The sequence below is a fragment of the Curtobacterium sp. NPDC088465 genome (genome assembly GCF_044753165.1).
GTDB lineage: Bacteria > Actinomycetota > Actinomycetes > Actinomycetales > Microbacteriaceae > Curtobacterium.
Map to the genome: position 1 here is coordinate 716,122 of NZ_JBIVMR010000001.1, position 14,411 is coordinate 730,532.

At 73.1% G+C, this 14,411-nt stretch carries 13 protein-coding genes; 7 read left to right on the forward strand and 6 right to left on the reverse strand.

What is annotated here, in order from left to right; genetic code table 11:
• Positions 1–201: 201 nt before the first annotated feature.
• Positions 202–846, reverse strand: coding sequence for a HEAT repeat domain-containing protein (locus tag ACIP6W_RS03215; RefSeq protein ID WP_400428262.1), 645 nt, complete (start codon positions 844–846; stop codon positions 202–204).
• A 91-nt stretch (positions 847–937) separates the two neighbouring features.
• Between ACIP6W_RS03215 and ACIP6W_RS03220 the strand changes: the two genes are divergently transcribed.
• Positions 938–1,891 carry an aldo/keto reductase gene (locus ACIP6W_RS03220; RefSeq protein WP_066652028.1) on the forward strand — a complete coding sequence of 318 codons (954 nt, stop codon included), beginning with the start codon at positions 938–940 and terminating at the stop codon, positions 1,889–1,891.
• Between the two features lie 136 nt (positions 1,892–2,027).
• Here the strand turns inward: ACIP6W_RS03220 and ACIP6W_RS03225 are convergent, their stop codons facing one another.
• On the reverse strand, positions 2,028–4,463 hold the full coding sequence (locus tag ACIP6W_RS03225; protein ID WP_400428264.1) for a hypothetical protein: 2,436 nt from the start codon (positions 4,461–4,463) through the stop codon (positions 2,028–2,030).
• The gene (gene pyrE, locus ACIP6W_RS03230; RefSeq protein WP_066652024.1) at positions 4,460–5,011 is read right to left on the reverse strand and encodes an orotate phosphoribosyltransferase; all 552 of its coding nucleotides are present in this window, start codon (positions 5,009–5,011) and stop codon (positions 4,460–4,462) included. The genes ACIP6W_RS03225 and pyrE overlap by 4 nt, the downstream gene beginning before the upstream one ends.
• Positions 5,012–5,087: 76 nt before the next feature.
• Here pyrE and ACIP6W_RS03235 point away from each other — a divergent pair, with 76 nt between their 5' ends.
• The 3 genes from ACIP6W_RS03235 (at position 5,088) to ACIP6W_RS03245 (ending at position 9,285) form a co-directional block, all read left to right on the forward strand.
• A complete protein-coding gene (locus tag ACIP6W_RS03235) occupies positions 5,088–6,776 on the forward strand; it encodes a hypothetical protein (RefSeq protein ID WP_066652022.1) in 1,689 nt (562 codons plus the stop codon).
• A 93-nt stretch (positions 6,777–6,869) separates the two neighbouring features.
• On the forward strand, positions 6,870–8,228 hold the full coding sequence (locus ACIP6W_RS03240) for a M23 family metallopeptidase (RefSeq protein WP_251154127.1): 1,359 nt from the start codon (positions 6,870–6,872) through the stop codon (positions 8,226–8,228).
• A gap of 220 nt (positions 8,229–8,448) precedes the next feature.
• Positions 8,449–9,285 (forward strand): exodeoxyribonuclease III, encoded by an 837-nt coding sequence (locus ACIP6W_RS03245; RefSeq protein ID WP_066652020.1) that lies wholly within the window; start codon positions 8,449–8,451, stop codon positions 9,283–9,285.
• Between the two features lie 379 nt (positions 9,286–9,664).
• On the opposite strand, the gene ACIP6W_RS03250 is transcribed toward ACIP6W_RS03245, so the two are convergent.
• Entirely contained in the window at positions 9,665–10,588 is a 924-nt protein-coding gene (locus ACIP6W_RS03250) for an AEC family transporter (RefSeq protein WP_400428268.1), read from the reverse strand.
• Positions 10,589–10,714: 126 nt separating this feature from the next.
• Here ACIP6W_RS03250 and ACIP6W_RS03255 point away from each other — a divergent pair, with 126 nt between their 5' ends.
• Together ACIP6W_RS03255 and ACIP6W_RS03260 are read left to right on the forward strand one after the other, a co-directional pair.
• Positions 10,715–11,308, forward strand: a complete 594-nt coding sequence (locus ACIP6W_RS03255; RefSeq protein ID WP_066652018.1) for a nitroreductase family protein — start codon at positions 10,715–10,717, stop codon at positions 11,306–11,308.
• Between the two features lie 110 nt (positions 11,309–11,418).
• On the forward strand, positions 11,419–12,177 hold the full coding sequence (locus ACIP6W_RS03260; RefSeq protein WP_271827001.1) for an HAD-IIB family hydrolase: 759 nt from the start codon (positions 11,419–11,421) through the stop codon (positions 12,175–12,177).
• Between the two features lie 89 nt (positions 12,178–12,266).
• Here the strand turns inward: ACIP6W_RS03260 and ACIP6W_RS03265 are convergent, their stop codons facing one another.
• Together ACIP6W_RS03265 and ACIP6W_RS03270 are read right to left on the reverse strand one after the other, a co-directional pair.
• Positions 12,267–12,890: a phosphoribosylanthranilate isomerase gene (locus ACIP6W_RS03265; protein WP_066652014.1), complete on the reverse strand. Its 624-nt coding sequence runs from the start codon at positions 12,888–12,890 to the stop codon at positions 12,267–12,269.
• A gap of 64 nt (positions 12,891–12,954) precedes the next feature.
• A complete protein-coding gene (locus ACIP6W_RS03270) occupies positions 12,955–14,007 on the reverse strand; it encodes a serine/threonine-protein kinase (RefSeq protein WP_066652012.1) in 1,053 nt (350 codons plus the stop codon).
• A 200-nt stretch (positions 14,008–14,207) separates the two neighbouring features.
• Between ACIP6W_RS03270 and ACIP6W_RS03275 the strand changes: the two genes are divergently transcribed.
• Positions 14,208–14,411, forward strand: a complete 204-nt coding sequence (locus tag ACIP6W_RS03275; RefSeq protein ID WP_058729617.1) for a DUF2945 domain-containing protein — start codon at positions 14,208–14,210, stop codon at positions 14,409–14,411.

A 14,411-nucleotide genomic window follows, 5' to 3' on the forward strand; every position in this document is an offset into this window, starting at 1 on the left:
CACGCGCTGGGAGCTACTCCCCTTCGCCGTCCACCTTGGCGCGCTCCGATCCGCGTGCGCAAGCCGATCGGGCCTGTTCGTCGACCCGAATCCGGGTCTTCCGCGGCCCGCCCCGGAACGGCGGGACGCGCTCGTGGCGCACCGCGCGTCGGACGGGAGGCCCGTGGCGGCGCAGCCACGGGCCTCCCGTCCGTCAGGTGGTCACCCGGAGGCGCGTTTGCCGCGTCCGAGCGCCATCTCGCGACGGGCGCGTTCGAGCGCGAGCGCCGATCCGGCGTCCGGGTCGGCGAGCAGTCGTCCGGTCTCGTCGACGTGCGCGCGGACGGCCTCGCCGCGACGTTCGGACGCGTCTGCCAGGACGGGGGCGACGACGTCCTCGCCGAGCGAGACCAGCGCACGGCTCAGCGCGAGTCGGGTCTCCCGGTCACCCTGACCGAGTTCGCGGGCGAGGCGTCGGGCGAGGGCGGGACCCTCCTCGGCCGGAGCGAGCAGGACGGCCGCGCGCCAGGCCGTCCGACGCACACCGGGGTCGTCGTCGCCGAGCCGGTCGGCCACCTCGGGGTACACCGACCCGTCGCGGATCTTCGACAGGGTGTGGAGCGCCTGGGAGCGCGCCTGCGCCTCCGGACGGTGCAGCTCGTGCGTCAGCCGGGGCACGACGGTCTCAGCCGGCAGCCTGACGAGCGCCCACGTCAGGGCCTCGCGCACCTGCAGGTCCGGCTCGACGGCACAGCGTTCGACGAGCACCTCGAGGTCGGACGGCCTCGCCTCGGTGCCGGCGGCCATCACGGCACGGAGTCGGACGGACGAGCGGGGGTCGGTGAGGTCGTCGGCGAGGGTGGTCATCCCCTCATGCAACACCGGGTGCCCGCTGGTCACGTGCACGGAGCCGGGGCATAGCGTGGACGGGACCCGTACCGCACCGGAAGGACTCCCCATGCCCCGCATCGGAACCAGTGACCTGCACGTGTTCCCCCTCGCCCTCGGCGGCAACGTCTTCGGCTGGACCGCCGACGAGCAGACCTCGCACCGGGTGCTCGACGCGTACACCTCGGCCGGCGGCGACTTCGTCGACACCGCGGACGTGTACTCCGCGTGGGCGCCGGGCAACGAGGGCGGCGAGTCGGAGCGCGTCATCGGCTCGTGGCTCCGCGCATCCGGGAAGCGCGACGACGTCGTGGTCGCGACGAAGGTCTCGCAGCACCCGCAGTACAGCGGGCTGTCGGCGTCGAACGTCGCCGCGGCTGCCCGCGCGAGCCTCGAGCGGCTGGGCACCGACCGGATCGACCTGTACTACGCGCACTTCGACGACCAGGACACCCCGCTCGAGGAGACCGTCCGTGCGTTCGACCAGCTCGTGCAGGAGGGCCTCGTCCGGTACACGGCGATCTCGAACTACTCGCGTCCGCGTGCCGAGGAGTGGATCCGCATCGCCAAGGAGAACGGGCTGGCGCTGCCCGTCGCGATCCAGCCGCACTACAACCTCGTCACCCGTGAGCCCTACGAGTCGGACATCGCCCCGCTCGCAGCGTCCGAGGGCCTGGGGGTCGTGCCCTACTTCGCCCTCGCCGCCGGGTTCCTGACCGGGAAGTACCGCACGAAGGACGACTTCGCCGGCAAGGACCGCGAGGGGCAGGTGTCGGGCTACTTCTCGGACGAAGGACTGGCCGTGGTCGACGCGCTCTCCCGCATCGCCGAGGCGCACGAGGCCGAGATCGCATCGGTCGCCCTCGCCTGGCTGCAGGCCCAGCCGGACGTCGTCGCACCGATCGCGAGCGCGCGGAACACCGAGCAGCTGCCGGCGCTCCTGGCGTCCGCGGACCTCGAGCTGGGCGCCGAGGAGCTCCGCACCCTGGACGAGGCGTCCGCGCGGGTCCCCGCCGCGTCCTGACCGGCGCCGCCCGCCCCGCAGCCCCCGCGACCCGGCGGCGCGGCTACCCTCGCGAAACGCAACGTCGGCGGTTGCTCGCAGCGGTACAACGCTGCGAGGAACCGCCGACGTTGCGTCTTGCGGAGAGGGGATCGGGTCAGGTGCCGCTCGGGGCGAGCGAGCCCGTCAACGGCTGGCCGCTCGAGCGCGTCGCGAAGCACGAGATGAAGGTGTTGCCGCGGTCCCAGGTCTCCTGGTCGGGCGCGTAGGTGCCCTGCACCTGCACGTCGCCGTACCGCGCCGCCGCCGCGGTGTCGACGGCCTGGGCGGTCTGGCACACCTGCGCCGCCTGCGCCGCCAGGTCGTCCGGCCCCGGCCACGCTCCGGCCTCGACCTGGATGCGGGAGGTCAGCTGCCCGGCGTGCGCTGCCGCGCAGTCGACCACCGTGAAGGACTGCGCCCAGGCGTCGGTGAACGGCGACAGGCACTCACCGCCGGCGAGCTCGTTCCAGGCGTGCTCACCCGGGGCGGCCTGGGTGGTCGCGAACTGCAGCGGCGGTGCGGGGGCCGCGGCGGCCTCGGTGGACTGCTCTGCCGAGGGCTCGTCCGAGGGAGCGGCCGACGCAGCGGCGGACGACGCGCCCGCCGCGGGAGCGCTCTCCTCGCTGATGGAGTTCCCGAGGATCCAGCGGGTGAGCCCGAAGACCGCCACGAGCAGCACCACGATGAGCACGACGGCGCCGATCACGAGCAACTGCTTGCCGCGCTTGCCCTCGCCCGCGAGCCGACCGAAGCCCTCGTTGATGAAGTTGTCCCGTCCGCCGCCGTCGCCGGGAGCCGTGCTCCCCGAGGCCGCGCGGTCGGGAGCCGTCCCACGGGTTGCTGCGCGTGCACCGGGCGTCCCGTCACGACCGGGAGCGCCGGCCGGAGCGGCGACCGCGGGCATCATGCGCGTCCCCGAGTCCTCGGGGTCGTACCCGGTGTCGCCGAGCTGCCCGACCGCAGCCGTGCCGAACAGGTCCTTGATGACGCTCGTGTCGCTCGTCTCGCGGCCGTCCCACTCGTCCTGGTCGAGGTCGTCCGGTGCAGCGGCGGGCAGGCGCTCGACGGGGTGCTCGTCGTACCGCTCGTCGTGGACGTCGTCATCGTCGCGGCGGTCGCTGCGGGCGTCGCGATCGCCGGCCAGCCCCCGGAGGTCCTGGCCGACGGACGGCGGGAGGTGCGCCGGGTACGCAGCGGTGGCGTCCGACGACGCCGGTTCGATCAGCGGCGGCGCCGCGGTCGGCGGCACGGTGGCGTCGGGCTCCGCCCACCAGGGGGTCGCCGCTGCAGCGACGGGCATCGGCGCGTCCGCAGCGGAGTCGTCACGTCCGACACCGCCCACGGCCGGCAGCGCCGTCGTCCGTGCATCGTCGTCGCGGTGTTCGCGGTCGCCCCGGTCGTCGTCCTGCACCGACGGCAGCGCCGTCGTCCGTGCCACGTCGTCGTCCTTCGCATCCTCCGGGGCCGACGTCGGCACCGGAGCGGGTACCGGCAGCGGTGCCGGCACCGGTGCCGGCACCGGCGCCGCGAGCAGCCCGCTCGGGAGCCCACCGGCAGGCGTGTCGACCTCGCCCGCGACCACGTCGTCGTCCGCCTCGTCCGCGAGCGACCACGACCCCGCCCCGAGTGCCGTGGTGTCGAACCGGCCGGTCGTCAGCGTCGTCGGGACCTCGCCGGTCTCGTCGTCCCGGATCGCCCAGTCGAAGGGTCGTTCCGTCGCGCCGGCCGGGGCAGCGTCACCCGCTCCCTGCAGGCGCAGCAGCTCGGTGAAGCTCGGCGGCTCGTTCGTGGGTGCCGGCGCGGGCGGCAGGACGTTCTCGACCCCGAGCGGCTGCGCGACCGGCCCGGTCGGCGTCGGCGCGGGCGTTCCCGGCTGTGACCCGGTGACCCGCCCGAGCCAGTCGACGTCGCTGCGCCCCTGGCCGAACGGGTCGGCACGTCGTCGCTCGTCGTCGACGGCGCGGTTCTCGGCAGCGCGCTCGTCCCGGTGGCGCATCGCGGTCGGCAGCGAGATCGAGGACGGGTGCGAGACCGTGCTCGTCGGCGGCACCGGCGCAGCGGGCGGGATGCGGTCCCCGAGCGTCTCGCGCTCGTGCTCGACCGTCGCCTGCGGGTTCTCCGACGGCTCGCGGAGCTCGTCGCCCATGTGGATCGCCTGGGTCGCCCCGGCATCCTCGTCGGACTCGGACTCGGATCCGGACCCAGCCCCGGACGTGGACCCCGGGCCGGACCCGGCCTCACGGTCGCCGACGGGCGGCGCCGGCACGACCGGTGCGGGCGCGAACGGTGCGGGATCGACGGCCTCCGGCTCGAACGGCTCCGGCAGCGGCGCGCCGGTCTCACGAGCGGCCCGCTCCGCCTCGCGCCGCTCGCGGCGCGAGGGCCACTCGTCGGCACCACGCGGCGCACCGAAGATGTCGGCGGCACTGCGGAGACCGCGGAACGGAGCGTCCGAGCCGGACGCGCGCAGGGCCTCCCGGTCGTCCGCCCCGTCTGCCGGGCCGGACGGACGGTCGGGATCGCGCGCGTCGTCCGGACGCTCCCCGGTCACGCGCTCAGCCCCAGGTCGGCCAGTCCGATCGCGGCGAAGTAGGGGTAGCCGGCCGCCTCGATGCGCTCCTTCGCGCCGGTGTCGCGGTCGACGACGACGGCCACTGCGGCGATGATCGCGCCCTCGCGCTCGAGCGCCTCCGCGGCCTTGAGCGGCGAGCCGCCCGTCGTGGAGGTGTCCTCGAGCACGACGACGCGCTTGCCGCGGACGTCCGGACCCTCGACCTGGCGGCCGCGGCCGTGGTCCTTCGGCTCCTTGCGCACGACGAACGCGTCGTAGGAGAGTCCGCGCGCCGCGGCCTGGTGCAGCACGGCACTCGCGATCGGGTCGGCGCCCATGGTGAGGCCACCGACGGCGTCGACGTCCGGCACCTGCTGCAGCAGGTCCGTCATCACCTGGCCGATGAGCGGAGCGACCCGGTGGTCGAGGCTCACCTTGCGCAGGTCGATGTAGTACGACGCCTGCTTGCCGCTGGTGAGCGTGAAGTCGCCGTGGAACACCGCGTCTGCGGAGATGTGCTGGATCAGCTGGTCGCGCGTGTCGGTCACAGCCCACAAGGGTAGTCGCTCGGCCCCGGAACGCCATCGCCAGGCGGCGTCACGGCTCGCTCGGTACGCTCCGCTCATGTCACCCGTCGCGCCCGGCCCGTCCGGCCGCGCTGCGGTCCCGGAGCCGGTCGCGATCGCTCCGGCGGGTCCGCCGTCGCGCCGCCGGTGGGTCGCGTCCGGCCAGGAGGCACTGGGCGCCGCCGTCGCGCTCGCCCTGGCCGTCATCGCCCTCGGCCACGTCCTGGTCACCGAGCGGGTCGCCCTGCTCTGGTACGACGGCGACTCCGTCCTGCTGCCGCTCGTCGAACGGTCGATCCGGCTCGGGCAGCCGTTCGAGTGGGCGATGTCACCGGCCCTGTTCTTCTTCCCCGAGCTGCCCGTCTACCTGCTCTGCTCCCTCGTCACCGCGACCCCGCAGCAGGCGCTGGCGCTGAACGGCGTGCTCGTGCTGCTCGCCGTGTACGCGCTGGTGCGGGCGGCGGCGAACGAGCTCATGCCGGCCGCACGCCGGTCGGCCAGGATCGCGGTGTCCGCCGTCGCGCTCGGGTTCGTGACCGCGATCGTGCTCACGGAGTACACGGCAACTGCGACCTCGCTCGAACTCGGATCACTCCTCCTGACGACGACCTACTACTACGGCGCTGTGCTCGCCATGCTCGGCACCGCGGTCCTGGTGCTCCGCGCGGTCCGGACCGGCCGCGCCTCCGTCGTCGTCCTCGTCGTGACCGGCCTCGTCGCCGCGTGCACCACGGCGTCGAACCCGTTGTACGTCCCGTGGTCGGCGGCGCCCGTCGTCGTGACCCTCGTGCTGCTCTCGCTCGCGCGACGCGTCCCCTGGCGTCCGACCGGGTGGATGTCGGCCGTCCTCGTCGCCGGTTCCGTCGTCGGGTACCTGCTCCGGATCCCGCTCGCCCCGTTCGTGTCGCTCGACCCGTCGACCTACGTGCACCCGGAGCAGGCGGGCCGGACGCTCGCCTTCTTCGCGGCGCTGACCGACGACCGCGCCGGGTCGGCCCGTGGCGACGCCGAGCTGCTGCTGCTCTTCGCGGGCGTGGTGCTGGCCGTCGGCGGCACGGTCTGGGCTTGGCGGGTGCGGACCGCGCGGACCGTGCTCGTCGCGACCGTGCTGCCGCTCGTGACGGTCGTGGCGGTGTCCGTCGGGGTGGTCGTCGCCGGGTCGGAGACACCGCGGTACCTCGAGCCGATCGTGACCGCACCGCTCCTGGCGCTCGTCGCCGTCGCCGAGCTCGTGCGCTCCGCCGTCCGTCGGACCCGGGTGCACCGGCCGCGCCGCGGCGTGCAGCTCGCCGCGGCGATCGCCGCGGCGGTGGTCCTGCTGGGTGGGGCGGCCGTCGCCCCGACCACGGTCAGCACCGTCGCGACGGCCCGGTACGCGCCGGCGGACTGCCTGGACCGCTGGGCGGACGGACGGCAGGTCACCGGCGTCGGGCAGTTCTGGACCGTCCGGCCCCTGGCGGCGTACGCGTCCGACGACGTCGAGCTCCTGCAGGTCCGGGACACGTTCGAGACCTACCCGTGGCTCGTCGACCTCGGCGCCTACCGGGACGCCAGACCGACCTTCGTGGTGATCGGTGCCAACGACGTCTGGACGACCGCGGTCGAGGACTCGCTCGGGGCGCCGGCGACCATCACGCACTGCACCGGGTTCGACGTCTACGACTACGCGGGCACGGTCGGGGCGGCCGTCCTGCAGCGCGACGTGGTCGGCAGCGCGGACGCCATCCGTCGCGAGCGGGGCTTCTGAGGCGCGGTCGCGGCCCGCGATGCCGTCGGGAGTTCTCCACAGGCGGCGCGGCGGCGTGTCGCGCCGGCTGTACGGATGTATAGACTCGACCCCGTGACTCGTCCCACAAGCCACCGCGTCCCGCGCCCCGCCCTCCGTCTCCGCATCGCCGCCACCGGCCTGGCCCTCGCCGGCCTGCTCGCGACGGTGCTCGTCGACGCGCCGAGCGCGAGCGCCGCGAAGTACCCCTCGTGGGACGAGGTCATGGCGGCCCGGGGGCAGGAGTCCGCGAAGCAGGAGCAGATCACGAAGATCCGCGGGGTCATCTCCGGGCTGTCGGACCAGGTGCAGGAAGCCGAGGCCGAGGCGAAGCGCCTCGGTGACGACTTCTTCGACGCGCAGAGCGAAGCGCAGGAAGCCGCGGCCACCGAGCAGAAGCTCCGTGCCGAGGCCGACGAGCACGCCGAGATCGCCGAGCGCAGCGCGTCGCAGGCGGGGCAGTTCGCGGCGCAGATGGCGCGGCACGGTGGCGCCGACGTGACGGCGTCGGTCCTGGCCGAGGGCGAGGACGCCCGCGACCTGCTGTACGACCTCGGCGCCCTGAGCAAGCTGTCGGAGCAGGCCGAGCGGGTCGAGGCAGCGGCGAGCGCCGACGCCTCGGTCGCCCGGTCGCTGACCGCGCAGGCCGACCGCGCGTCGAAGGCGCTCGACGAGCTCGCGGCCGAGGCCGAGCGCAAGATGCAGGCGGCCCAGGCAGCCGCCGACAAGGTCCAGGCCGCGTACGACGAGCAGCAGGAGAACAAGGCGCGGCTCGACGCCCAGCTCGCGACCCTGACCTCGGGGCGTGTGCGCACCGAGGCCGAGTTCGCCGAGGGTGAGAAGGTCCGCAAGGCGGCTGAGGAGAAGGCCCGGCAGGAGGCCGAGGCCGCACGGCAGCGCGAAGCCCAGCGGCTGGCCGACGCACAGGCGGCGGCAGCGAACCGCGGTGGCGGTGGCGGCGGCGGTGCGCCCGCTCCGGCTGCCGGCGGTGGCGGCGGGGGCGGCGGGGTCGGTTCCGGCTCCGGCACCGGCTGGGTGCGCCCCGGCGGTGGCTACGTCATCAGCCCGTACGGGTACCGCGTGCACCCGATCACCGGTCGCGTCACGAAGCACGACGGACTCGACCTGACGAGCGGCTGCTCGACGGCGATCGTCGCGGCCTCGTCCGGCACGGTCGAGTACGTCGGCTGGTACGGCGGGTACGGCAACTACGTCCGCATCAACCACGGCGGCGGTGTCTCGACCGCGTACGGCCACATCGTGAACGGTGGCTTCCGGGTCTCCCCCGGCCAGCGGGTCTCGGCGGGGCAGCTCATCGCCCTGGTCGGCTCGACGGGCAACTCGACCGGCTGCCACCTGCACTACGAGGTCCACATCAACGGCGCCACGATCGACCCGGCTCCGTTCATGGCGGCGCGGGGCGTTCGCCTCTAGTCCGGAGCGCACGGCGGGCGGCGCGCGTCGCACGTCGGCGCTGTACGGCTTGCGGCGCGCGTCACGCCGCGACTCCGACATCGCACCTGTCGATCGACGGGTGCGATGTCGCACACCCGGCCAGAATCGTCGGGCCAGCGGCGTCGGGCCGGACGCGCCGGGTGTCAGCTCCTGGTCCGGCGCGAGCGGCGTGCCAGCCGTCACCGGTAGGTTCGATCCCATGCGCGTGGCGACCTGGAACGTGAACTCCGTCCGCACCCGAGTGGGCCGGATCGTCGACTGGCTGGTGCGCGAGGACGTCGACGTCCTCGGCATGCAGGAGATCAAGTGCAAGCCGGAGCAGTTCCCGGTCGAGGCGTTCGAGGCGGCCGGCTACCAGGTCGAGGCGCACGGGCTGAACCAGTGGAACGGCGTCGCGTTCGCCAGTCGCCTGCCGATGGAGGACGTCACCCGCGACTTCCCCGGTCAGCCCGGCTTCCTCAAGGGCCACGAGGGGCCGGACCTGCCGGTCGAGGCACGGGCGATGGGCGTCACCGTCGACGGTGTCCGGCTGTGGAGCCTCTACGTCCCGAACGGCCGGGAGCTCGGTGACCCGCACTACACGTACAAGCTCGACTGGCTCGCACAGCTGGCCGACCGCACGACCGAGTGGCTCGACGCCGAACCGGACACCCCGCTCGCGCTGATGGGCGACTGGAACGTCGCGCCGCTCGACCAGGACGTCTGGGACCTCCGGGTGTTCGAGGGCGCGACGCACGTCAGCGAACCGGAGCGTGCGGCGTTCCGCGAGTTCGAGACCCGCGGGCTGCAGGACGTCGTCCGCCCCCTCGTGCCAGAGGGCTACACCTACTGGGACTACAAGTCGCTCCGCTTCCCGCGCAACGAGGGCATGCGCATCGACTTCGTGCTCGGGTCGCAGGCGTTCGCGGACGTCACCGTCGGCGCCACGATCCACCGCGACGAGCGCAAGGGTGACGCCCCGAGCGACCACGTCCCGGTGTCGGTCGACCTCGACCTGGAGACCTCGCTCGACGACGATCGTCCGATGATCTTCTGACGCCGGCCCGGTCCCGGCCGACAGCCGGCGCCGCGCCCGCGATCTCCGAGCGCGCCCGCGCCCGACGTCCCCGAGCGCGCCCGCCGCTGACGTCCCCGAGCGCGCCCGTCCCTGTCGTCTCCGAGCGCGCCCGTCCCTGTCGTCTCCGAGCGCGCTCGAGGCCACCCTGTGCCCGCTGGGACCACCGCGAGCGTGCACGACGTGCCGCGCGCTGGTCACCGACCGGGCTCGATCGGTCGCCCGAACCCGCTGACCGTGACAGAGATGGCCCGGTCAGCACCGGTAGGCGCCGGCAGGGCAGCCCCCGGCAGGGCACCGGCAGGCACCGGCAGGCACCGGCAGGGCAGGCCCCGACTCCCGCGGTCGGCGCGCCCGCGCGCTAGGGGTGCAGGAGCGCGGCGATGACGACCAGGACCGGGACGGCGCCGATCGTCGAGACGAGCACCACGTCGCGCGCCACCGGGACGGCCGCCTGGTAGCGCTGGGCGTAGTTGAACACGTTCTGGGCCGCCGGCAGCGCCCCCAGGGTGGTGAGGACGAAGACGTCCTGGTCGTCGAGCCCGAAGACGAACCGGGCGACGACGTACGCCACCGCCGGCATGACGAGCAGCTTGAGCGCCGAGGCCACGAGCACGTCCGGTCGTGTGGCACGGTCACGCAGCGGGGTCGCGCCGTGCAGGCTCATGCCGAACGACAGCAGCACCACGGGCACCGCAGCAGCACCGACCAACGAGAACGGTTCGAGCACGGGCGCCGGCAGCTCGAGGCGGAGCGCGGAGCACACGAGCCCGACGAGCGAGGCGATGATGATCGGGTTCCGGAAGGGTCCGACGACCCGGGACCGCCAGCCGCCACCGCCCGCCGTCGCCGCGTCGAGGACCGTCAGGGCGAGCGGGGCCAGCACGACGAGCTGCAGCAGGATGACCGGGACGACCGCGGTTGCCTGGCCGAGGACGTACACCGCGACCGGCAGACCGATGTTGTTCGCGTTCACGTACCCGGACGCCAGGGCCCCGACCGTGGTCGTGGCGACGGACCGCCGGAGCACCAGGCAGAACACCGCGACGGCGACGAGCCCGACCGTGACGGCACTGACCAGCGACACCCAGAGCATCGGGGAGAGCAAGGACTCGATGTGCGCCGTGGCGATGGTGTGGAAGAGCAGGCACGGCATGAGCACGAAGAACGCCAGGCGGCTCATCACGAACTGCGCGTGCGGACCGAGCAGGCGGACGCGCCCGACCACGTAGCCGGCGGCGATGATCGCGCCGATGATCGCGAACCCCGTCAACACGCCACCCATCGCCCCCATCCTCGCAGCCCGACGGCACGGACGGCGACCAGGACGGCAACACGTGCGGCCGACCGGCGCACATGTGACGTCACTCAGCCGGGAAATGCGTTCGCATCGAATACGGTTGCAGGCACCATGACCTCGACGCCCGACACGCTCTCCCGTTCGACCGACTCCAGCCAGCCCCTCGTGCCGCTGCTCGAGGAGCGCTGGAGCCCGCGCTCCTACGACGACACCGCGACGATGACCGACGCCCAGCTCGACGCCGTCCTCGAGGCCGCTCGCTGGGCCGCGTCCGCGATGAACCACCAGCCGCGCCGCTTCGTCGCCGGCCGCCGCGGCACGGACACGTTCGCGAAGATCAACGACAACCTGCTCGGCTTCAACGCCGCGTGGGCCTTCCGTGCCAGTGCCCTGGTGGTCGGCATCCTCGAGACCACGACCGAGGACGGCGACGAGCGCCCCTTCGCACAGTACGACCTCGGCCAGTCCCTCACCGCGCTGACCGTCCAAGCGCACGCCGAGGGCCTCCACGTGCACCAGATGGCCGGCATCGACGCCGAGGGCCTCCGCGCCGCCTTCGACCTGCCCGAGCGCTTCCTCCCCTACACCGTGACCGCGATCGGCACCGTGGCAGACCCGTCGCAGCTCGACGAGAAGGCCGCCGAGCGCGAGGTCGCTCCGCGCACCCGCCTGCCCCTCGACGAGGTCGTCCTCGTCAAGGAGTAGCGACGACGCGCAGCAGCGCACGACGACGCGCACCGCTCCACGACGACGCGCGGCACCGCACCACGACGGCCGGGACCCCGCTGCCCACCGGGCCTGACAGAATCGGTGTCATGACCACGCCCCGCCTCGTCGCCTTCGACCTCGACGACACCCTCGCGCCGTCGAAGTCCCCGCTCGACCCGCGCATGCTCGAGACGTTCGCCGCGCTGCTCGCCACCGTGCCCGTCGCGGTGATCTCGGGCGGCAACTTCCAGCAGTTCGAGCAGCAGCTCGTGCATCCGCTCCGCGAGCGCGAGGGCCTCGTGCTCGACGACCTGCACCTGCTCCCGACGTGCGGCACGGCGTACTACCGCTGGTCCGGGTCGGACTGGGCCCTGCAGTACGCCGAGGACCTGACGGACGACGAGAAGGCCCGTGCCCTCGCGGCGGTCGAGTCGCAGGCGAAGGCCGCCGGCTACTGGGAGTCGGAGACCTGGGGCGAGATCCTCGAGGACCGCGGGTCGCAGATCACCTTCTCGGCGCTCGGCCAGTCCGCTCCGGTGGACGTCAAGAAGCGCTGGGACCCGACCGGCGAGAAGAAGGACCACCTGCGTCGGCTCGTCCAGGCGGAGCTCCCGGACCTCGAGGTCCGCTCCGGTGGGTCGACCAGCGTCGACATCACCCGGAAGGGCATCGACAAGGCGTACGGCATGCGTCGCCTCGCCGAGCTGACGGGCATCCCGCTCGACGACATGCTGTTCGTCGGCGACCGCCTCGACCCCGAGGGCAACGACTACCCGGTGAAGGCGATCGGCGTGCCCTGCCACGCGGTGGAGGGCTGGGAGGACACCGACGCGTTCCTCACGGACCTGATCCCCACCCTGCGCTGACGCGCACGGACGGACGGGAGGCCCGGTGCCAGCTGGCACCGGGCCTCCCGTCCGTCCCGTGGTGGCGTCAGGCGCGACGTCACCCACGGTCAGGGGATGCTGCGGACCGCCTCGACGAAGGAGCGGATCTTCGCGGCGTCCTTGACGCCACGCTCCGACTCGACGCCGCTCGAGACGTCGACGCCGTCCGGGTCGAGCGCCTGCACGGCGGCGACGACGTTCGCGGGCGTCAGACCGCCCGCGAGGATCCAGGCCTCGTCGACCCGATCGGCGAGCGTCGCCGGGTCGACCAGCGTGCCGCTGCCGGGCACCGCGGCGTCGAGCAGCAGCAGGTCGTGGTCGAACGCCGCGCGCTGCTCGGCGGTCTCGCGCAGGTAGTCGTCGGCGGACACCGCGCGGATGGTGAAGAAGCCCGCGTCGCGGGCACGGGCGAAGTCGCTGGCCGACTCGCGGCCGTGCAGCTGCAGGGTGGTGAGCCCCACCTCGGAGGCGATGCCCACGACCTCGTCGATCGGCTGGTCACGGAAGACCCCGACGGCGTCGATGCCGTCGGGCACCCGCTCGACGAGTTCCTTGGCCAGGTCGGCCGTCACGGTGCGGGGGCTGCCGGCGGCGAACACGAACCCGACCGCGTCCGCACCGGCGTCCACGGCGGCGTCCACGGTCTCGGGCGTCGACAGGCCGCAGATCTTGATCCAGCGCTGGTCGGTCATGGTCCCATCCTGCCAGGGCGGACCGTCGGACGATGCCCTCGGGCTGCGCTGTGGACGAACCCGCTCAGTGCAGCGTGCCCGCGACGTACGCTGCCGCACACGCGGCGAGCACACCGAACGTGGCGAACGAGCCGACGAGCACGTTCCGGCGACGCCAGCGGCGCACCGCCGTGAAGGTCCCGCGCTTCGCGTGCTTGTGCGCCGCGCGGTGCAGCTTGTGGTCACGCTTGTGCTTCGTGCGGTCCGGCCCGAGCGGCACGGGACCGGTGATCTGGGTCGACCCGCCGCGCAACGCGTTCGCGACGGCCACGGCCGTCGGGCGCTTCGCCGGGTCGCGGTGCGTCATCTTGGCAAGCAGGTCCTTCCACTCGACCCCCACCTCTGCGGGGACCTGCGGGTCGTTCCGGAGCCGCGCGAGGGCCGCCTCGATGAGGGTGCCGGAGTACTCCTGCTTGCCGGTCAGCGACTCGAGCAGCACCAGACCGAGCGAGTACACGTCGGTCGCGAAGCCGATCGGCTCACCGGCCACCTGTTCCGGGCTGAGGTACGCGGCGGTGCCGATGATCGTGCCGTCGTTCGTCAGGCGGGAGCCGTCGACGAAGTGGGCGACACCGAAGTCGGTGAGCTTGACCGAACGGACGAAGCCGGATGCGCCCTCGTCGTTGATGAGGATGTTCGCCGGCTTGACGTCACGGTGCACGATGCCGCGCGAGTGCACGTAGGCCAGGGCGTCGGCGAGCTGTGCGCCGAGGTCGGCGACCTCGTAGTTGTGCAGCGCACCGCCGGCGAGCCGACGGAGCAGCGTCGTGTCGGCGATGAGCTCCATCACGATGAAGCGGTGCGGGCCGTCCTCGAACTCGTGGGTCCCGGCGTCGTAGAGCGGGACGAGGCCCGGGTGCGAGAGCATGCTGAGCAGGCGGATCTCGCGTTCCTGACGGACGCGGTCGGCCGTGGTCATCGAGTCCGGTGTCGCGAACAGCTTCACGGCGACGAGCCGGTAGGTGTGCTCGTCGCGGGCCTCGTACACGGACCCCATGCCACCGGTACCGATGAGCTTGACGAGCCGGTAGCGGCCGGAGAGGACCGTGTCGGCTCGTGCGCTGTCGACCAGGGTCATGGTGCACGTCGTTCCGTCTGGAGCCATCGGGGACCGCGGCACACGCCGCGAACTGACTCGCCGTCAACGGTACGCGTCCCACCTCGATCCCGCAGGGGCGTTACGACATCGTGATGGGGGACAGATGCCCGTGGATCCGCGGATCTGCGGGGGTACGGTCCGGAGTCACGGAACCACACCCACTACGCAAGGAGGACATCGTGGCGCTGTCGAAGGGCGACGAGGTGCACTGGAACACCTCGCAGGGCAAGACGACCGGCAAGCTCGTCGAGAAGAAGACGAAGGACTTCACGTTCGACGGTCAGGACTTCAAGCCGACGGACGACGACCCGTACTGGATCATCGAGTCGGAGAAGTCCGGCAACAAGGCCGCCCACAAGGAGTCGGCCCTCACGAAGAAGTGA

Bases quoted from the DNA above. Each gene is read 5' to 3' on its own strand.
- ACIP6W_RS03245 (WP_066652020.1), top strand. From the start codon at position 8,449: ATGCGCGTGGCGACCTGGAACGTGAACTCCGTCCGCACCCGAGTGGGC.
- ACIP6W_RS03220 (WP_066652028.1), top strand. From the start codon at position 938: ATGCCCCGCATCGGAACCAGTGACCTGCACGTGTTCCCCCTCGCCCTC.
- ACIP6W_RS03270 (WP_066652012.1), bottom strand. From the start codon at position 14,007: ATGACCCTGGTCGACAGCGCACGAGCCGACACGGTCCTCTCCGGCCGC.
- ACIP6W_RS03265 (WP_066652014.1), bottom strand. From the start codon at position 12,890: ATGACCGACCAGCGCTGGATCAAGATCTGCGGCCTGTCGACGCCCGAG.
- ACIP6W_RS03215 (WP_400428262.1), bottom strand. From the start codon at position 846: ATGACCACCCTCGCCGACGACCTCACCGACCCCCGCTCGTCCGTCCGA.
- ACIP6W_RS03255 (WP_066652018.1), top strand. From the start codon at position 10,715: ATGACCTCGACGCCCGACACGCTCTCCCGTTCGACCGACTCCAGCCAG.
- ACIP6W_RS03235 (WP_066652022.1), top strand. From the start codon at position 5,088: ATGTCACCCGTCGCGCCCGGCCCGTCCGGCCGCGCTGCGGTCCCGGAG.
- ACIP6W_RS03250 (WP_400428268.1), bottom strand. From the start codon at position 10,588: ATGGGTGGCGTGTTGACGGGGTTCGCGATCATCGGCGCGATCATCGCC.
- ACIP6W_RS03260 (WP_271827001.1), top strand. From the start codon at position 11,419: ATGACCACGCCCCGCCTCGTCGCCTTCGACCTCGACGACACCCTCGCG.